This window comes from Nocardioides mangrovicus, from assembly GCF_003674065.1.
Taxonomy (GTDB): domain Bacteria; phylum Actinomycetota; class Actinomycetes; order Propionibacteriales; family Nocardioidaceae; genus Marmoricola; species Marmoricola mangrovicus.
Genome location: NZ_RDBE01000004.1, coordinates 1 through 18,825, shown reverse-complemented (window position 1 = coordinate 18,825; position 18,825 = coordinate 1). Strand labels below are relative to the sequence as shown.

The following is an 18,825-nucleotide window of genomic DNA, read 5'->3' as shown; positions in this document are numbered from 1 at the left end:
TGGCGGACGACGGCGGCACCGATGCCGCTCGCGCCCCCGGTCACGATGGCGGTCGACCTGCTCAGATCCATGGCGGTGCTCCGATCTCAGTCCTCGTCATCGTGGTCCTCCTGCACGTGGCCGCGGCGGTCGAACCACGCCCGGCCCCGTCGGCACACGGCGGGGCGCTGTGAGTCCGCGCTCGCCCGGCTTCCTGGTCGTGTTGTGGTGCGCGGGATCGCTCGGTCACGTGGCCCTCTGGGTGGGTGGGTTCAACCTAAGGCATATATACTTTAAAAGATACCTGCGATAAATTGGCTGATGTGACAGCGATGACACGGTGCCGGACGGGCTTGACGAGTGATGAGCAGGCGCCGCTCCTCGAGCGCCTGGACCTCGAGCGACTCGAACCACTCACGTTCCGTAGCAGGGTGGGGGCACCCGAGCGACTGCGCCTCTACGGGGGTGAGGTCGCGGCCCAGGCCGTGATGGCGGCAGCCGCCACCGTGCCACCCGACCGGCGCATGCACAGCCTGCACGCGCACTACCTCGACGCCGGCGACTCCAGGCTCCCGGTGCTGTACCGGGTCCGGGTTGCGCGCGACGGCCGGTCCTTCAGCTCGCGGTCGGTGGAGGCGTTCCAGGACGGTCGGCAGATCTTCGCACTGAGCGCGTCGTTCCAGTGCGAGCAGGACGGGCTGTCGCACCAGCTCCCGGCCGACTGCCCCGGCGTGGACCTACCGGGGCCCGAGGACTGCGGCACCGGCAACGAGCCGCTGCGCGCCTGGGCAGACGGGGTGATGACGCGGCTGCCGGTGGAGCTGCGATTCGTCGACGACGGCCCCCTCCTCGACTCGAGCCTGGGTGTTGCGCCGAGGATCAGGGCCTACTTCCGGGTCCGTGGCTCTCTGCCGGACGACCTCCCGGTCCACGAGGCCGGGCTGACCTACCTCTCGGACCTGCTGATGATCTCGGCCGCCCTGGTGCCCCACAAGCTCTCGATCCACGACCCCCGCCTGTTCACCGCGACCATCACGCACTCAGTCTGGCTGCACGCGCCGCTGCGCGCCGACGCCTGGCAGCTCTACGACGTCGAGGGATCCTGGGCGGGCGGTGGTCGCACCCTGAGCCGGGGCCGCGTCTACGACGCCGACGGGTTCCTGTGCGCTACGACCTCTCAGGAGGGGCTCGCCCGCTACAGCCCGCACGAGGCAGCGTGATGGGCGAGCAGTCCGAGCCGCCCGTCCTCGTCGAGCACGACGGCCACGTCGCGATCGTCACCCTCAATCGCCCGCGCGCGATGAACGCCGTCAACCGGGCCCTGGCGACTGCGGTGGGCGAAGCGTTGGAGCAGGCGCAGGCCGACTCCGACGTGCGGGCCGTCGTCGTCACCGGGGCCGGTCGGGGATTCTGCGCGGGCGCGGATCTGAAGGAGATGGCATCGGGCCAGGACTCGTACGTGCCCGGGCACCGGGACTGGGACTTCGCCGGACTGGTCCGCCACTGGCTGGACAAGCCGGTGGTCGCGGCCGTCAACGGCTTCGCCCTCGGCGGCGGCACGGAGATCGTGCTCGCCTGCGACCTCGTCGTGATCGACGAAGATGCGGCGCTGGGCCTGCCGGAGGTCGGGCGTGGGCTGATGGCTGCGGCCGGAGGGCTGATCCGGCTCCAGCGACAGGTGCCGTTCAAGGTCGCCGCCGAGGTCGCGCTGACCGGTGAGCCGGTCTGCGCCGCGCGGGCCTACGAGCTCGGCCTGGTCAACCGCGTCGCGTCGGCTGGCACGGCGCTCACCGAGGCCGTGGCCCTGGCGCAGCGGATCGCGTCGAACGCACCCCTGGCAGTGCAGGAGACCAAGCGCATGCTGCACCGCGCGGCACATGCCGGCAGCGACTGGGGTGACGCCGCGTGGTCGCTCAACGAGTCGTCGATGGAGGTGGTCCTGGGCAGCGACGATGCGGCCGAGGGCGCGCGCGCATTCGTGGAGAGACGCGCGCCGCACTGGTCCGGGCGGTGAGCGGAGGGGCTCGTCGTCCGAGACGCGCTCGGACGGGCCCGCTACCTCCCGGGTGTGCTGTTCCCCGCAGGACGCCGGGGCACTGACCACGAGGCCCGCACCACCGCGGAGTCGAGCGCGTCGAGCGCCTCGGACAGACCGGTGCGCAGCAGCACCAGGCCGCTGCCACCGTGCTGGTAGCCACGCAGCACGGTCGCGGCGTCGACCCGCTCCGGGCGCCCGAGGACGCGGTCGCGCGCGGCCCTCATGACGACCCACGGGTCCACGGGCCCGTACGGCGCGTCGCTGCTCGGCAGGACAGGAACGCCTGCGTCGAGGAGCGAGCGGTACCGGTAGAGGTGCGGCAGGTCGTCAGGCTCGACGTCGCGCCGGTAGTCCTCACCCCGCGTGGTCACGAAGGCCGGCTGGGTCACGACGACCAGTCCGCGCAGCGCGGCCGGGTCCGGCACGACGGCACCGTGCTCTATCCGGTCGCCGGGGACCCGGCCGACCTCGTCTAGCACCGCCAGGGTGAGCAACAGCGACTCACGGGTGACGCAGTGGACGGCCACCGGCCGGGGACGGCGCCGCCGCACGGTCTCGAGCAGGTCGTCGAACGACACCAGGTCGTGATCGCGGAGGAGCAGCTTCCACGGCGCCGCGCCGGCGGGATCGCCGAGGGCGGCGACCGGCAGATCGAGGCCGGCCAGGTGGCTAACGACGCCCGCGTCGAGGCCCGGGGTCGCGTCGGTCACCGAGGTGATGCCGTACGACGTCAGCTCGGCGAGCACCGGCCCGAGGTCGGGCGGCGTGGTGGGCAACGCAGCGCGCAGTCGCGCGTCGTACCGCCAGAGCCGGCCGCTGGGCGCACCATCCTCGTCACGCTCGACGTCGTCCGACCCATCGAGGCGCACCCGCGCGAGCGCGGCGCTGTTGAGCATCCACAGGCTGCCGCCGCGGTGCTGGACCCGCACCGGCCGGTCAGGGACGAGGGCGTCGAGGACGGCGCGGTCGACCGACTCACGGGCGCGCACTCCACGGACCCACCCGTCGCTGCCCGGCCGCGCGCCGGTGAGTGCCGCGAGGCCCGACGAGCAGTCGACCGAGCCTCGGTCGGCCGCAAGCGCGTACAGGTGCAGGTGGTGGTCGTGGAGACCTCGGATCAGGGCCCCGCCGCGACCGTCGAGCACCTCCTCGCCGGCGCGGGGCTGGAGCCTTCCGGCCTCGACCACCGCGGCGTCGAGGACCCGGGCGTCGATGAGGGCTCCGTCGAGCTCGACATGGGTCAGCAGCACGGTCGCTCCCGGGGCTCTCGCACGGCGTAGCGACCGGTCGCGTCCTCCGCCCACCACGTCCCCTCGCCGTCACGGACCACTCGGCCCTCCGCGGCGGGTTCGACGACGCAGGCCGCAACGCCGAGCATGGAGACGTCGACCAGGCGTGCCTCGGTCGTGGCGAGTGCATCCCTGGCGGCGATGGCCGCCGCCACTCCGGCCAGTGGGTCGGCGATCGCGTCGGATACCGGGAGCAGGTCGTCGGCGTCCCCCACCACCAGGCCGGCCCGCGCGGCGACGTCGTCGCCGAAGCCGACCGATGGGCTGCAGCGTCCGTGCGCGGTGATGGAGAGCCACGACGTCCCGGCGGCGACCACCTCGTGGGCCATCAGGCCGAGGTGGCGCAATGCTCGCGGCCGGGACGATTCCAGGACCAGGTCGGCCTCGGCCACGAGTCGCCGTAGCACGTCGAGCTCGCGAGGAAGGTCGAGCACCAGCTGCTCGTGCCCGGCGTGCAGCAGGTCGAAGAAGGCGGCCGGACCACCGCGGGCCCCGTCGGGTCGGGCGCTGCTCTCGACCTTGATCACCCGCACCCCCGTCAGACCCAGCAGGTGGGCGCAGAGTGGACCGGCCCACATGCTCGTCAGATCGATGACGAGCGGACTGGTCGAGGGCTGCCGCTCGCCGAGGACCTCCGTCCGCACGGCGGGTCCTGGTGCGAGTGTCGGCACCGCGCCGCCCGGCAGTCCCAGCAGCTCCATGCGCTCGGCCGCCACCTTCGTGGTGGTGCGTCGAGCCCACGCCGCGAGGCCCGCCCAGGGCTCACCGACGTCCTGCTCGACGAGTGCGGGCACCAAGGCCTCGTCCTCGGGCCGCGCGAGCGTCAATCCGACGTGGCCGTCCAGGGTTCGCAGCACGCGGAAAGCGCCGCCGCACGACCGCGGGCCACGACGCCGCAGTCCGGCGTACGCCGCCCGCTCGCCCAAGAGGCCCGGCACCTCGAGTCCGAGACCGGCGAGCTGCTCGCGCACCACGCTGGCTGCCCGCCCCGGCGGCACGAGTGGCGGCCCATCCGTGCGGCCGGTGAGGGCCAGCGCGCCCGACGTGGCCCAGTCCTCCAGCGTGCTCACGGCACGACCTCGTCGACCAAGCCCCACGAGAGCGCGGTCGCGGCGTCGATGGTCTCACCGGTGGTTGCCAGCCGGGTGAATCGCTCCCGCCCGATCCGCCGCGGGATGCTGACCGTGCCGCCGGCTCCCGGGATCAACCCCATCGAGAGCTCCGGCAGCCGGAACGTCGCGTCTGCGCGGGCCACCACGTGGTCGGCGAACGCCGGCACCTCGAGCCCGGCCCCGACGCACCCGCCGTGCAGGACCGGGAACACCCGGTCGCGCAGCCGGTGCACGGCCAGCCCGGCGCTCCGTTCGACTCGGAGCAGGTGGGCCGCCACCGGGTCCGCCGCTGTGCCGAACTCGTCGAGGTCGCCGCCGGAGCAGAACGCCGGACCGGCGCCGTCGAGCACCACCCGGCGGACGGCGGGATCCGCCGAGGCGACTGCTAACGCGTCGAGCAGACCCTCGCGGACGGCGCTGCTGAAGGCGTTGCGCCGTTCCGGTCGGTTGAGCGTGACGTGCAGGCCGTTCCCCTCGCGCCGCACCAGTACCGGGTCCTGCGTGGCGGCGGCAATCGTGCGGCGTGGTCGTGACTCCCGCCAGGAGCCGAACGCCCGACCGGAGAGCAGCGCGGAGTAGGCAAGTGACTCGATCACGAGCGCGTCGGCCACCTCGAGCCCCGCGGTCGCGTCGAGCACGTGCTGGAGCACGGTGGTGGCGGCGGGCGCAGGGTTCATCGGACCCATCATCGTGACGCCGGGCCGCCCCCGTGAGGGCAGCCCGGCGATCGGTACGCGGTGCGACTCAGCCGAACCGCGGGTAGGTGTTGCTCACGTCTACCGTGTTGGGGATGTTGAGGTAGGCCACCTTGTTGCTCAAGAAGCTGGCGAAAATCATCTTCCCGGGCACCGTGTTGTTGAGATCGCACGGCATCGCCACGGGCGTCGGAGTGTTGATCTCGTGGTATTCGCCCGTACTGACGTTGAGTTGGCCGAGCTGACCGCCGCCGGTGAACGTGCCGTTGACGATGTAGAGCTTGCCGTCGCTGCCGAAGCGCATCTGCCCGGGATTCGACAGCGGGTTGCCGTTGAGCCCGTTGGTCAGGATGCTGCCCAGCGGACCGCCCCGGGCCGCCTCGAGGTCGTACTCCTTGATCTGACCGGTTGCCGGGTCCAGCCGGCCGACCTTGCCCGCCAGCGTCTCGCCGAAGTAAAGGGTGCGGTCGTCGGGCGACACGGTGAGACCGGCGGGGAACGTGGTACCGGCTCCCGTGGTCGGGATCGGGTACTCCTTCCAGGCCTTGGAGTCGACGTCGAAGAGGGCCACCTTGTTGGTGATGCCCTCGGTGATGGCGACGGTGTCGTTCGGACCCTCCTCCATGGCCACTGGTCCGGAGAGGGGCGTGGGAATGTCGTACTTCTTCCACTCACCGCTGGTCGGATCGTAGCTGCCGATCGCATTCAGCCCGATCATGGTGAAGTAGAGCTTGCCGTCCTTGGCCCAGGTCGTGTCGAAAGAGACGCCGGGCCCGGTGTTGATGACCGAGGGGATGTCGAGCCCGGTCGTGACCATCACGTTGGCCCACGGGAACGGGTAGGTCTTGACGGTGCCGGTCTCGGGGTCGACTCGACCCAGGCCGTTGCCGGCGACCTCGCCGAACCAGATGTCGCCGTCCGGGCCACGATTCTGACCACCGGGAAGCCCGACCGCATTGTCCAGCGGGATCTCGCTGGTCTTCCCGGTGTGCGGGTCGACGCGGCCCATCTTGTTGCCGAGGAACTCGTCGGTGATGAGGTCGCCGTTGTTGGCGGTCGTGACCTCGCACGAGAAACCGCCGATGGTGCCGAATGCCGGGTACTCGTAGATGGGGCCGGAGCCGTCGGGGAACTTCTGGGTGCCGACCTTCATGCCGGGGGCGTTGGTGGCGAACGGCGCGCTCGCCGCTGCGGTCGCACCCGTGCCACCGGGCGGGGACCCGTCGCCGAAAGCCGGGGTGGTCGCGGCGAGCGCGATGGACGAGGCGACGGCCCCGATCGCGAGCGCCCTCTTCTTGGTCAGTCGCACGTGCGTGCCTTCCTGCTGGGAGAGGTTCCGAGGTCGTGGACGCGACTGCAGGTGGGCCCGGCGTCACACCCGAGTCGCTCTGTGACCACTGCCACGAGTAACGTAAGCAATCTTTAACAAGATTGCAACGCTCTAAAGCTCAGCGACCAACCAGTCTCGAAGGGCGACGCAATGGCCGAACGGGTCGTCGAGGGGCAGGCCGTGGCGCGGCATGTCGACGTACTCGACGCTCAGCGAGCCGTCGTAGGCCGAGCCGTCCAGTGCCGTCAGCAGGGCCCGGAAGTCGACGCTGCCATCGCCGACGGCCAGCTGGGGTCGACCCGGCGCGGCCTCGCGCAGCTGCACGTGGTCGGCGAGGTGCACGAGGTCGAGCGGGTCGCCTCCCCATGTGACGACGTGCCCGGTGTCGAGGACGATCCGCAGTGCGGGCACCTCCTCCGCCATGCGGAGGACTGCCTCCGTGCTACCCAGCACCGAGCCGACCCACGGCTCCACTCGGGGGACACCCTCGACCGTGCGCAGCCGCTCGGCGGTCCGCTTCCAGTCGGCGCCCGCCGGTGGCGCCGGCCACGCCCAGCTGGACCAAGGCCGGCCGAGACGCACGCCGACCGGGAGCGCAAGCCCGTCCGTCTCGTCGGCGGCGGTGACCTCGAGGTGAGCGAATCCCGCGGCAGCAGCACGCTCGGCGGCCGCACGAGTGCCGTCCTCGCGCATCGCCAGACGGCTGACGCCGTACTCGCGCATGCTGATTCCTTTCCAACTTTGCAAAGATACTGCCATGAGCGTGCACTACGACGTCGACCACGAAGGCCGCGTCGCCGTCGTGGCCATCGACCGCCCCCAGGTCCGCAACGCCATGGACGCCAGCACGGCACGAGCCGTCGAGACGGCCGTCGACCGCGTTGAGGCCGACCCGGAGGTGTGGGTGGGGATCCTGACCGGTGGCGCCGACGTCTTCTGCGCCGGCGCCGACGTGAGGGAGCTGGCCGCGGGCAGGGCGCACCACATCCACACCCGTCGCGGCGGGTTCGGCGGGTTCGTCCGCCTCGAGCGGACCAAGCCGTTCATCGCCGCCGTCGAGGGCCCGGCTCTCGCCGGTGGCATGGAGATGGTCCTCGCCTGCGACCTGGTCGTCGCGTCCGCTTCCGCCACCTTCGGGCTCCCGGAGGTGCGCCGCTCGAACGTGTGCGGCGGCGGCGCCCTCTTCCGGCTCCCCGAGCGTGTGTCGCAGCCCCTGGCGATGGAGTGGCTGCTCACCGGCGACACCGTCACCGCCGAGCAGGCCCACGCCGCCGGCCTGCTCAACCAGCTCTGCCCGGCTGGCACCGCGCTCGAGCATGCCCGCGCCCTCGCCGCCCGGATCAACCGCAACGCCCCACTGGCCGTCCGCGCGACGCGTGAAGGGGTCCTTGGCGCCGGAGACCGCGCCGACGCCGAGCGCTGGCAGCTCTCGAATCGCCTGGTTCGCGAGGTCGCCGCGTCCTCGGACTTCGACGAGGGCGTGCGCGCGTTCGTCGAGAAGCGGGTACCGCGCTGGAGTGCAAGCTGACTATGCACATCGGTCTGCTGCTGGCCGTCGGTCCACTTCACTTGGCAGTCGCAGAGGACGCAAGTTGACCTGATCGTTTGTACCTTGCCGAGACTCGCTGGCGGAGGTTGTTATAGCTGTCGGATTGGCAGCTCGCTAGTTCGGAATTAACCGGTGCCAGCCTCGCTGGGGGCTCTGGTCGTAATGCAGAAGGCAGAGGGCTGCGCTGCTCCGTGTTGGCCCTCCAGGATTTCCCGGGATCATCGACCGCGGGGGCTCGCTTTGCGGGTCCTCGGGCGCGCCGAACCGTCAAGGTCCTGCAGCAGCTCGCGATCTAGCCGATGAATCTGTTCAATGGCCGCGCCGACTGCGGGGGTGCTGGACATGGTTGACGATGAGGCCTGTCGAGCGCTGGCCGCTCGCTGGGCTGGTCCCGCATCACGTGATTGTGCGTGGCCACGCCTGGCTCGGGTCCAACAATGTCCGATGTATGTCGTCGACTGCATGTGGCCGTACTGCGCCTGGTTGCTCCGCATACAGGTCGCGTTGCATGCCGAAACTGAGGATGATTGTCCATCACACCTGGATGCCCAGGTCATGTTGCGCCAGTCGCAGAAATAGGTTCCGCTTACTCTCAACATCGGTCGACGACCCGTTGCCTTGGTCCAGAGATACCAGCGCTGCGAGCAGATTCTCGGCAGCACCGGCCGTAGCGGACGGGGCCACCAGTCGAACCTGTGAGGCCTTTTTGCGAGCGTCCACAAGTTCGCGCGAGAGTCGTTCGGAGCCGTTCCCAGCATGTTCCTTTGCGTTCCAGGTGGCCTGAAACTGCGCAGAGGTACCAATCATTCCCACGTAAGCGCGTCGCCGTTCCTCTCGCAGTGTCCGCCTGACGCGCCGCCTGTCCTGCAGCCAGGCATTCACGACCTGACCAAATCCTGCAACGAGGGCACCGACCGCTACTCCTGTAAGCACCCTCGCATTATCGCTCTTCGACGTACCTCCAGAAGCCGGCTCCAAGGGCGCGCGCGCCAAGGTGTCCTCCATTAGGCTGCGACACCCCCTAGGCCCTTTCGTGGGGTTTCGCTACCGCTCGGCGCGTCCATCAAAGTGCCGGACCCGGCACCAAAGAGCGCGTCGGAAGGAGTTCGCTCCCGCCCAAGGGGAAGAAGGCCCGCATCGACTTTGGATGCGCAGACGATTAAGCGGTTGCGGCCAACCGTCCTCATTCCCTCATGGCCGTTGCCGGCGCCGGAGTGAGCTACTCAGTCGCATTCCGACAGCTAGGCAATGAGCGGAAGTGCCGCAACTGAATAAGGCTTTTCGCCTACTCTCGGTGGGTGGAGGCTGAACCGGCTCGGTCGGCATGGGAGCGCCTCAGCGACGCGCCTCTCACGATCACGGCCCTGGCGTTCTTGGTCGCTTACGCCTGGCCGATTCTCGAGCCTGCGATCAGGTCCGATGCGGTGGGCGCTGCGTGCAGTGTTGTCACATGGGTCGCCTGGGTGATGTTCGCCGTCGACTATGTCGCGCGACTGGTGCTGAGCCGGGACCGTGCTGGGTTCGTACGTGGAAACGTCGTTGACCTAGTCGTTGTCGCAGTACCAATCTTTCGACCGTTGCGTCTGCTTCGACTGCTGACGGTGCTCAAGGTCATCAACCGTCGAGCCGAGCTGAGCCTCGGCAACCGCGTCGCAATCTATGGGCTGGGTGCTGCGAGCCTGCTGGTGTTCGTCTCGGCGCTGGCCATGCTCGACGCCGAACGCGGAGCGACGACAGCGAACATCAGGAACTTCGGCGACGCCCTTTGGTGGGCGCTGGCCACGATTACCACGACGGGCTACGGCGACAAGTACCCCGTGACGACGACGGGACGATTCGTCGCTGCGGGGCTGATGATCGCCGGAATGGCGCTCCTGGCCGTGGTCACGGCGTCGTTTGCCAACTGGCTGCTGTCGCACCTCAGCAGCATCGACCGAGCCGAACAGACGGAGACCCGTCGTGACCTGGAGCGGGTGCTGAGTGAGTTGCAGCAGGTTAGGCAACGCTTGGCGTCAATCGAGCCGGACGAGCATGCTCCACCGCCGCCCTGAGCGACCGGATCTCGGTCAGCGGCGGCTGCCCTAGACGAACAACAGCGCTCAGGGCCGAATAGAAGTCCTACCCGCGGCTTGACTGCGCGATCTTCTCGTTGAGAGTGCGCCTGTCGCTATTCGTATCTCTCGTGATCGGTTCGAGGTGGGCACTCAGTCTCGTCCCCGATGTGGTGAACACACCAGCGCATTGATCCCGCACCACGCACGGCTCGCACTCGACTGGGTAGGCATTCTTCCAGTCGCTGATTGATTGGACCGCTGCGGGCCACAGTTCACGCTCCAGCACGCACAGCTGGTGGTTGTAGATGCGCGTCGGCACGTGGGCGGTGGTCAAGATGCGGTGAGCAGCTTTGAGCTCGGCGCGGTAGTGATGCGGGTCGACCCACACCAGGTTCTGGTTGGGTTTGGCCAGTCCAGTCATTTCCAAGCCCATGAGGGCGACTTGGTTGACGAACGGGAGGTTGCGGGCAATGAAGTGGGCTGTTTCGCCGAGGTGGTCGATGTTTGTCTTCTGCAGCACGATGCGGATCTCGACGCTTGCTCCAGCGGCGGTGAGGTTGAGGATGCCTTTGACGGTTTCGCTGAAGGCGCCCTCGGCCTGGACGATGTAGTCATGCAGGCTGGGGTCGGCGGCGTAGAGCGGGATCCCGACCATCACGTCACGCAGTTCAACGCTCGCGTAGGAGTGCGCAAATTGCGGGTCGGCGAAGCGGCGTCCGTTGCTGAGGATGTGCGTCGACAGCTCTGGGGCTGCCTGCGCGATGTGGCGGAGCAAGCCGAGGAAGGCGTCGGGGTCGATGGTTGGTTCGCCACCGGTCAGGCTCAGCGCTCGGGCGGTTGCTGGTAGTGCGGTGATGATGCGTCGTGCGCGTTCGTAGAGGAAAGAGTCGTCCCGTTCCTTAGGTGGCTGGCTGCACATCAGGCAGTAGTGGTCGCATCGCTCGGTGAGCAGGATGCTGTTGTGCACGGCGCTTGCCTTCCACACCACGCTCACCCGCGAGCCGTCGTCGGTGACAGCCAGGACGTCACCGACGTCGACGTGGCTGAGCTTCACCGGGAGATGCAGCGTGGGACCTGGTCCGGCAACCTGCGGATCTGTCGTGACGTACAGCCCGGCTCCTTGTGGTGTGGGCTCACCGGGTCGAACGAGCACGGCGTGGTGTCCTGCCTCGGCATGTGCGGCATCGGCGACTTGCCAGACGTCGGTGGCCGGGTGGGTCCAGTTGGAGGTGGTGGTGCGGCCTGTCAGCGGGATCATCGGTGGGCCCAGGAGTAAAGCAAGTCCTTGACGAACGAGTCGGAGTCGGCGAGCTCGACGAGGTAGGTGAAGATGCCGGTGTTGCGGGCGCAAAAGGCGGAGAGGGCTTTGTGGCCGGCGAAGTCGTTCTGGGTGGCGTGGTGGAACGTAGGATCTGCGCCGCACCATGGTTCAAACGCGCATTGGTCGCAGCCGGGCACGGAGAGGGTGAAGGACTCCCACAGCGGGTCGAGCAGCTTGTGGCTGCCCATGATGTCGGCCCAGGAGTCGTGGACGGTGCCGAGCCTGAAGGTTTGGTCGCCGGTCTCGGCGAGCATGCGTCCCTCGTCGCAGGCGTAGATGCCGCCGTCGTAGTTGTAGACGATGCCGCCGATACCGATGCCTGCCGGCGAGGTGAGGTCGACGTAGCCAGGGTCGTCGTTGGTGAACATCTTCTTGGCGATGATGGCGGCGTAGATCTCCGTCATCGGGGTCCCGGCCCGGTTCAGTTCGATGATGTGCGCCAAGCCGCGCCGGTAGAACTCCAGCCAGCGCTGGGTGTCGTAGCGACCGCCGCCGCGCAGACGTAGCGCGAACCCGTAGGGCGAGATGGGGCGTAGGAAGATGCCGGTCAGCCCGAGCTCGGCGTAGCTATTGATGATGGCTTCAGGCTGATCGAGGCTCTCCTCGGTGGTCGTCATCAACGCTGAGACGTAGTCGGGTCCCAGGCGCGCGGTCACCCGTCGGATGCCCTCAACCGCTCGCTGCCAGGAGTCCTGGCCGGGCCGGCGTCGGTTGTGGTTGTGCAGGTCTGCGGGGCCGTCGAGTGAGGTCGAGAGCACGATCTGGTGCTCTGCACAGAAGTCGAGCATCTCGTCGTCGACCAGAGCGAGGTTGGTGGCGATCACGAAGGCGAGGTCACGCTGCTCGTCATGGTTGAGTTGTTCAGCGCGCAGGACAACCCACTTGATCAGGTCGAAGTTGAGCAGCGATTCCCCGCCTTGGAACTCGATCTTCAACTGTTGCGACGGTGAGGCGAAGACGTGGCCCAAGGCGGCTTCGGCCGTCTCTTGTGTCATGTCGAACTCGCCGCGGCCGGTGGCCTGACGTGAGACCTGGCAGTAGCGGCAGGTGTGCTCGCAGCGCAGGGTCACCACGAACATGTGCAGGCTGGTCAGTTCAGCCAGGCGACGCTTCTGGGTGCGGAGCTTCATCGCCAGGAGCTCAAGCGGCAGCGTGTCCTCGGGCGCGCGAATCATCTGTCGTGCGCGCATCGCGGTGATCGTCGCTGGTGCAGGCCTGCCGCCGGTGACCACCTCGTCCAGCTCTGCGCGTGGCAGCACCACATGCTCGCCCACCAAGTTCGTCACCACGACACGGTCGCTGGACAGCGCGTGGAAGCGCATCGGCAGCACTTCCCAGGAAGAGACCTGCGTCTGAGCGGAGTCGAAGAGAAGCCGGGTCACGAGGAAGCCCCCCTTGAGTTGCCTTCCTCCGTCGGATGGGTCTCTGCTGATCCGCCATTTTCAGACCTTGAGTGGGCGAGTGGCGCCCGCGAGAAGGCCAGCGCAAACACCAGGTTGCGGAGCGGATCAGTGCGCTGGGCGATCTTGACCCGCAGCGTCTGATCGTTGACTTCCTGACGAAGCCGGTGCTCGAGCGCCGTAAGGTCAGCCCGCGCGGCTCGCGGATGCGCGGTCAGGACCCACTTCCCGTCGCGGTCCGCAACGCTGCCGGTCACCTGATCGGCAAGCGCGTAGAGCGCGCGTTCCACGGCCTCCAGTGGCGTGGTCGAGCTGTGCCACCTCATAGTGATGGCGCCCGGCTCAGTCTTATCGATCTGCGAGAAACCGGGCTCCCCTCCGCTAAGTCCGCTCACGAGGTGCGCTTCCGACGTCGGCGCCACCAAATAGCGGCGCCGCCCCCAGCCAGCACAACAAACCACGCCCACGCACCCGATCCACCGCCCGACTTCCCAGAGCTGTCGCTGCCGCTGGCGCCGCTTGCTGATGTGGGACTCGAGGACGGCGACTGAGCAGCAGAGCTACTTGGTGGTGTGGCGGCAGGCGCAGGCGTGGGCGATGCAGACCGGGTAGGTCTGCTGCTGGGCGTGCTCACCAGATGGGGCGCCGGCGTGGGGCTTGGGGTCGGAGCCGGTACCACCGGCGCCTGCGTGGGCACACTCGAACCATGCGAAGAGTGCGCGCCCGACACATGCGAGCCGTGGGAGCTGTGAAATGACCCCGACGTGTGCGACGTGTGCGACGTGTGCGAGGTATGAGAGCCATGACCCACGGAGCCCGAGCCAGATGAATGGGAAGAATGTGAGACGTGGCCCGTGACGACCGGACCTGACTCGGTTCGTGCCACGGCGTAAAGGTGGATGTCGTCGCGAGCCTCGTCGGACGCCTGATCTGTCTTGACGACCGCAGCGGGAGTGCCAGTACCTGCGACTAGCGCCGCTACAGCCTCGTCAAGATGCAGGATCACCGGCCCGGTCATGAGCCAAACCATAAGCAGGACGGCGGTGAATCGGTAAGAACTTGTCGAACCTCGGCCGACCCTACCGAATGACATCGACCCCAGTCGCAACCCGCATAGGTCTGCGAAACCGGGCTCGTTGAGAGACTTTCGTTCAACGCTTCGCGACTTAGTCGGCGTTGGGTCGCCGGGCGGTCTGCGTTTTGAGGTCGGCCCATCGGCCGCCGCATGACAGAAACGTGAGGGGTTCCTCGACATCAAACGATGGCTCGTCGGTCCATGTCGTCTGGCCGTTGAGCAGGCCCGCCTTGAGGCTGACGAAGGCGTCTTCGACAGCCTTCGATGATCCCTGAAACCGCCACGGTGATCAGCAACATGCCGGCCAACCTGGCGATCCCGTCCGAGGGCGCCTGCCGACGACCTACTGGGTCGGTGAAGGCGTGGACATCACCGAGAGCGGCGTGACCGTCAGCAGCAAGACGCTGATCCGGTACAAGCTTGCCAGGCTGGACACCTTCACGTTCGAGTCCATCCAGGAAACCGCTACGAACGCTGCCCTGTAGGACTTCGTGACCAACCGGTTCGCGATCGCACTGGTGCTGGCCGAGAACGCTGCCTTCGTCAGCGGCGACGGTTCCATCGCAACCTGAGCCATCGAGGCATCCGAGTCCCGATAGACCCGGATCACGTCTTGGCGGAACTCTCTAGGAATCGCCTTCGGCATGGTGCACATCCTTCCAGCGCCGATACGGATCGACGCAGGTCAGATGTCACCTATCCGTGCAGCAGACCCCCCGGTAGGCATACAGCTGGTGGGTGTGCTCGGCGTACCTGGTTAAGAACGAGACCGCGGCCGCTGTGCGGTGTTCATCGACATCGGCTGAAATGGCAAGAGACGCGTCGGGTTGGACATGGAGTACCTCACGCGACGAGGACGCGAGGCCACGTCGCGCTCGTCGCGGACACGACGAGGCACTCGAAGCCCTGACGTCAAGCCCCGCCAGCTGCTGACACGGACGGTGCTGTGGAAAGCCAAAAGGCGCGCAGCCGTTTGGCTGCGCATACAGCTCGGTCGCGATTACGTTTCGGCCGTGCAGGTAAACCCCGTCCACGGCGAGAAGCGGATGCGCCTTCGCTATGCCGGCACCTGCCGAGTGTGCGGCATTGCGCTGCCAGCGCAGACCCAAGCGATCTACGAACGCGCAAGCAAGACCGTCCGCTGTGCCGTTCACAAGGAAACCTCGACACTGCCCACGACCGAGAGCGAGATGGCTGCGCCGGCAGCTCCGCCCGCGAGTGAGGTCGAGGTGGGCACACCCGGTGCCTCGGCCCGACGCGAGTTCGAACGTCGTAGCGTCCGTCGGGAAGAACTGATCCGCACTGCGCATCCCAAACTCGGAGGTCTTATCCACAAGCTGAGCGAAGACCCTCAGTCGACCAAGGCCTGGAACACCGGGGCCGTGGGAGAGGAGCGGCTGGGTCAGCGACTCAACGAGTTCGCCAACGACAGGATCCGGGTCCTGCACGACCGCCGCATCCCCGGCGCCCGTGCCAACATCGACCATCTCGCCGTGACCCCCACCGGTGTCTACGTCATCGACGCCAAGAAGTACCGAGGCCGCCCCCACCTCAAGATCGAAGGCGGACTTCTCCGCCCCCGAGTTGAGAAGCTACTCGTCGGGACACGCAACTGCACCCCCGTGGTCGACGGAGTCCTTAAGCAGGTCAAAATCGTCCGCGACCACCTAGACGACTCCGTCCCGATCTACGGCATCCTCTGCTTCGTCGAGGCCGACTGGCCCCTCATCGGAGGGTCCTTCACCACCCGAGGGGTTGAAGCGCTCTGGCCCAAGAAGCTGTACCCAAGACTCAAATCAGACGGGCTTCTGTGTGTCGAGACCATCACCACGATCCACCGCGCTCTCGCAGGCGCCCTCCCACCCGCCTAACCGGAAGTTGCGCGCCTGAGGCGGCGGAGTGGAGTCCATCTTGACGAAGCGAGTCGGCAGGTCGACGCCTCTTTACACCATGACAATCCGTCTCAGGCGGGTCGTCACGGTCTCCTGCGGCGTGCCCCCCTGGTGCCCCCCGACGGCGCAACACGGGCAGCGAAGTGGCATCAATGAGTTGTATGTAGTGCGCTGAACCGCAGTCCTCGCCTCACCGGGCACCTTCGCAATGAGAAGGTCAGGGGTTCGAATCCCCTCAGCTCCACCACCACCTCGCGCGCTGATCACTTCTCATCCGGAGTCGACCTCCGCGAGCGGTCTGGGCGTGAGCATCGCCGGAGCGGCCGCCACCGCCCCCAGCAGGGTCGCCACGACTGCGATGCCGATGGCGAGCCCGATCCCTCGGGTGGCGTGCCACCGCAGCGAGAACCCACTCAGGAGGGTGCCGGCGGCAGCCCCCACGGCGAACGCGCTGACGACCCAGGCGTTGGCCTCGTTCGCGTGGTGGGCGCGCACCGTCAACGGGGTCTGGGCGAACACCTGCGTCAGCAGTGGTGGCAACGTCAGGCCCGACACGAGGGCAGCGGCGAGCCAGACGACGGAGGGGGCCTGCCATGCCGCCAGCGGAAGGTAGAGGACGCCGAGGGCGATCGCCAGCGGGCGCAGCAGGCGGGCCGGTGCCGACGTCAGGGGGAAGCGGGCGACGAGCAGTGCCCCGACGAGTGCTCCCGTGGCGTTGAGGGCGACGGCCCCGGGGCCGAGGCCGGCCTCGCCGTGGGAGTCGGCGAAGGCGGTCGCCAGGACGACGAGGGTGCCGACCGGCACCGCGGCACCCGTGGTGGTGAGGAGGAGCCGGCGGAAGGCGCCGGACCCCAGCGGCGTGCCGTGGGCCCGTTCCCGGTCGAGACGGGGAGCCGGGACCGCCCGCAGCCGTGGGTGGGCTGCCAGCGCGAGTGCACCGGCCAGCCCGACCAGGCCCATCGCGATGACGTTGCCCTTGGCGCCGAAGGCGAGGATGCCGAGCGCGGTGAGGAGCGGGCCCGCGATGAAGCAGAGCTCCTGGACCGCCGCGTCCACCGCGTAGGCCGAGGCGAGGTCGCGCGAAGGGGAGAACAGCTGCGTCCACAGACTGCGCAGGGTCGGCTCGATCGGCGGCGTCGACAGGCCGGCGACGCCGACCGCCACGACCGCGCCGGCGGGGAGCTGGACCAGTAGCGCAGTGGCCCCGAAGGAGACGGTGGCGATGGCGGCGGCCAGTGAGATGACGGAACGGCGCCGCCCCGTACGGTCCACGGCACGGGCCAGGAGCGGCTGTCCCACGATGCCGGCGACGATGTAGGACGCCGACAACACCGAGGCGTAGGCGTAACCACCTCCCTGTGCCACGACGAGTTTGACCAGCGCGAGTGCGCTCATCGAGGTGGGCAGGCGCCCGACGAACGAGGTCGCCAGGAGCGCGGGGACACCCCTGCGCCGAAGGACCGTCAACACGCCGACGAGTATGGGTGGAGACAGCGCAGCACCCGCACCATGGGTGTCCGGCCACTGCTGGACGACGGACCACCGGCTCACGATGCAGCGCGGCAGCGGTGGCTCCGGCTCGTCGGCGCGAGTGGAGCGGGGTCGATCAGCCGCGGAAGGTGCTCAAGGAACGGCTGGACGAGCTCGAGGAACGCTGTGAGCCGCCCCGTCCCCACGAGGGGACGGGGCGGCCGCCGGGCTCAGTTGTAGAGCTTGGTGCAGCGGTGGCGTGCGGTGCGATCGACGTGGAAGGCGTCTCGGCCGACGTGACCGGCGGCGCCGACGACCCTGATGCGGTGGGTGCCGCCCAGGCACTGCGGAACCCGGACGTCGTCGGTGATGGTGCCGCTGGAGCTGGCCGTGCCGGTGGCCAGCGTCCGCTTGCCCAGCTTGACGACGTAGGCCTCACCGCTGTCGAAGCCCCCGACGCTCACCTCGAGCCGGCGGCTCGAGGGGTGGTCCTTGGAGACGGCCACCGTCACCGGCACGGTCGTGGTGGGCGTCGGCGTGGTCGGCACCGGGACGGGCGTGGTGACGGCGGGCACCACGGGCACCTGCAGGACGTCCATGGCGTTGGTGAAGCCGGTGGCGACGTCGACGGGTGTGGTGGTGCCGGCGGGGACCTCGGAGACGGTCGGACCCCCCATGGCGTAGTAGAGGTTGCCGTCGGCGTCGAAGCCGATGCCCTCGGAGATGCCCCCAGTGGGCAGAGAGGTGGACGCCCCGCTCGTCGTCAGGTGCAAGATCTGGTCGCCACCGCTCCACAGCTCGCCGTCTGGGGCCACGGCCAGGGCACGCATGAAGAGAAGGGGGTTGACGATCGGGACCGAGGAGACGGTGGTCGAGCCGATCGGCACGGACCACACCGCGAAGGGGTTGGCGACGTAGGTCGTTCCCGAGGGGTTCATGGTCAGGCCCACCCACCCGTTCACGGCGATGGTGTCGACCTGACCGGAGACGGCCAGCCTGCGGACCAGTGAAGAGCTGGAGGCGTCCCAGGCCGAGACGTCGCCCGCGGTGTCCACGCCGACGTCGGTGAACTGGGCGCCGGGGACGCTCAGAACGGTCGTCGGGCTCCCACCCGTGGGTGCGAAGCGCACGATGCTGTCGTCGTCGGTGGCGTAGACGTTGCCGGCACCGTCCGCGGCCAGGCCCTGGTGGTAGTAGTTCGTGCTGAGCCCGGAGGCGAACACGCTCTGCGTGCCGTCGGCGGCCACCTCGACGATCTGGCCCGCGCCGCCGTCGTAGACGAGGATCGCGCTGTCGGGATGCAGGGGGGTGGCCGTGGCGGCGGTGGGCGTGAGCAGCGCGGCTGCCCCCAGCGCGATGGCGGCCGAAGCGGCCGTGACGCGAACGATCTGGGCATGGAGACGCATGGGTCCTCTTTCTCGATGAGGGTGGTAATGACGACGGCGGAGAATGCCGCTTGATCCCGGCTGGGCGGACGCGAGCACCGTCAGGCGATGGTGAACCGGCCGACCGACGTCCGCAGCGCGCTGGCCATCGTGGCGACCTCGTCCACGGCCGTCTGCGTCTGGGCCAGGGCCTGCGTGGTGGTGTTGGCGGCGTCGGCGACGCCGTCGATGTTGTT

At 68.5% G+C, this 18,825-nt stretch carries 16 protein-coding genes; 5 read left to right on the top strand and 11 right to left on the bottom strand.

Annotation, left to right across the window (positions count from 1 at the left end; genetic code table 11):
- Positions 1-410: 410 nt before the first annotated feature.
- Together D9V37_RS05370 and D9V37_RS05365 are read left to right on the top strand one after the other, a co-directional pair.
- Positions 411-1,199 carry an acyl-CoA thioesterase gene (locus D9V37_RS05370; protein ID WP_158604382.1) on the top strand — a complete coding sequence of 263 codons (789 nt, stop codon included), beginning with the start codon at positions 411-413 and terminating at the stop codon, positions 1,197-1,199.
- The gene (locus D9V37_RS05365) at positions 1,199-1,993 is read left to right on the top strand and encodes a crotonase/enoyl-CoA hydratase family protein (protein WP_121805139.1); all 795 of its coding nucleotides are present in this window, start codon (positions 1,199-1,201) and stop codon (positions 1,991-1,993) included. Before D9V37_RS05370 ends, D9V37_RS05365 begins: the two co-directional genes overlap by 1 nt.
- 41 nt (positions 1,994-2,034) lie before the next feature.
- Here the strand turns inward: D9V37_RS05365 and D9V37_RS05360 are convergent, their stop codons facing one another.
- The 5 genes from D9V37_RS05360 to D9V37_RS05340 form a co-directional block, all read right to left on the bottom strand.
- Complete coding sequence (locus D9V37_RS05360) at positions 2,035-3,267, bottom strand: amidohydrolase family protein (RefSeq protein ID WP_121805138.1); 1,233 nt, start codon at positions 3,265-3,267, stop codon at positions 2,035-2,037.
- Complete coding sequence (locus tag D9V37_RS05355; RefSeq protein ID WP_121805137.1) at positions 3,258-4,376, bottom strand: CoA transferase; 1,119 nt, start codon at positions 4,374-4,376, stop codon at positions 3,258-3,260. Before D9V37_RS05355 ends, D9V37_RS05360 begins: the two co-directional genes overlap by 10 nt.
- A complete protein-coding gene (locus D9V37_RS05350; protein WP_198412391.1) occupies positions 4,373-5,095 on the bottom strand; it encodes an enoyl-CoA hydratase/isomerase family protein in 723 nt (240 codons plus the stop codon). Before D9V37_RS05350 ends, D9V37_RS05355 begins: the two co-directional genes overlap by 4 nt.
- A gap of 67 nt (positions 5,096-5,162) precedes the next feature.
- Positions 5,163-6,422: a Vgb family protein gene (locus tag D9V37_RS05345; RefSeq protein ID WP_121805135.1), complete on the bottom strand. Its 1,260-nt coding sequence runs from the start codon at positions 6,420-6,422 to the stop codon at positions 5,163-5,165.
- Between the two features lie 132 nt (positions 6,423-6,554).
- Positions 6,555-7,166, bottom strand: coding sequence for a sugar phosphate isomerase/epimerase family protein (locus D9V37_RS05340; RefSeq protein WP_121805134.1), 612 nt, complete (start codon positions 7,164-7,166; stop codon positions 6,555-6,557).
- A 34-nt stretch (positions 7,167-7,200) separates the two neighbouring features.
- On the opposite strand from D9V37_RS05340, the gene D9V37_RS05335 reads away from it, so the two are divergent.
- On the top strand, positions 7,201-7,971 hold the full coding sequence (locus tag D9V37_RS05335; protein WP_121805133.1) for a crotonase/enoyl-CoA hydratase family protein: 771 nt from the start codon (positions 7,201-7,203) through the stop codon (positions 7,969-7,971).
- Positions 7,972-9,290: 1,319 nt separating this feature from the next.
- Positions 9,291-10,043: a potassium channel family protein gene (locus D9V37_RS05330; RefSeq protein ID WP_121805132.1), complete on the top strand. Its 753-nt coding sequence runs from the start codon at positions 9,291-9,293 to the stop codon at positions 10,041-10,043.
- Positions 10,044-10,110: 67 nt separating this feature from the next.
- Here D9V37_RS05330 and hxsC read toward each other — a convergent pair whose 3' ends face one another.
- The 4 genes from hxsC to D9V37_RS20025 form a co-directional block, all read right to left on the bottom strand.
- A complete protein-coding gene (gene hxsC / locus D9V37_RS05325; RefSeq protein ID WP_121805131.1) occupies positions 10,111-11,304 on the bottom strand; it encodes a His-Xaa-Ser system radical SAM maturase HxsC in 1,194 nt (397 codons plus the stop codon).
- Positions 11,301-12,749, bottom strand: coding sequence for a His-Xaa-Ser system radical SAM maturase HxsB (gene hxsB / locus D9V37_RS05320; protein ID WP_198412390.1), 1,449 nt, complete (start codon positions 12,747-12,749; stop codon positions 11,301-11,303). Before hxsB ends, hxsC begins: the two co-directional genes overlap by 4 nt.
- On the bottom strand, positions 12,746-13,057 hold the full coding sequence (locus D9V37_RS05315) for a hypothetical protein (protein ID WP_147455874.1): 312 nt from the start codon (positions 13,055-13,057) through the stop codon (positions 12,746-12,748). Before D9V37_RS05315 ends, hxsB begins: the two co-directional genes overlap by 4 nt.
- Before the next feature lie 1,128 nt (positions 13,058-14,185).
- Positions 14,186-14,488: a hypothetical protein gene (locus D9V37_RS20025; RefSeq protein ID WP_147455872.1), complete on the bottom strand. Its 303-nt coding sequence runs from the start codon at positions 14,486-14,488 to the stop codon at positions 14,186-14,188.
- A 367-nt stretch (positions 14,489-14,855) separates the two neighbouring features.
- Between D9V37_RS20025 and D9V37_RS05300 the strand changes: the two genes are divergently transcribed.
- Positions 14,856-15,713 carry a nuclease-related domain-containing protein gene (locus tag D9V37_RS05300; RefSeq protein WP_158604381.1) on the top strand — a complete coding sequence of 286 codons (858 nt, stop codon included), beginning with the start codon at positions 14,856-14,858 and terminating at the stop codon, positions 15,711-15,713.
- A gap of 291 nt (positions 15,714-16,004) precedes the next feature.
- Here D9V37_RS05300 and D9V37_RS05295 read toward each other — a convergent pair whose 3' ends face one another.
- Together D9V37_RS05295 and D9V37_RS05290 are read right to left on the bottom strand one after the other, a co-directional pair.
- Positions 16,005-17,204 carry an MFS transporter gene (locus tag D9V37_RS05295; RefSeq protein ID WP_121805126.1) on the bottom strand — a complete coding sequence of 400 codons (1,200 nt, stop codon included), beginning with the start codon at positions 17,202-17,204 and terminating at the stop codon, positions 16,005-16,007.
- A 230-nt stretch (positions 17,205-17,434) separates the two neighbouring features.
- Positions 17,435-18,610 (bottom strand): NHL repeat-containing protein, encoded by a 1,176-nt coding sequence (locus D9V37_RS05290; protein WP_121805125.1) that lies wholly within the window; start codon positions 18,608-18,610, stop codon positions 17,435-17,437.
- Positions 18,611-18,825 lie beyond the last annotated feature (215 nt).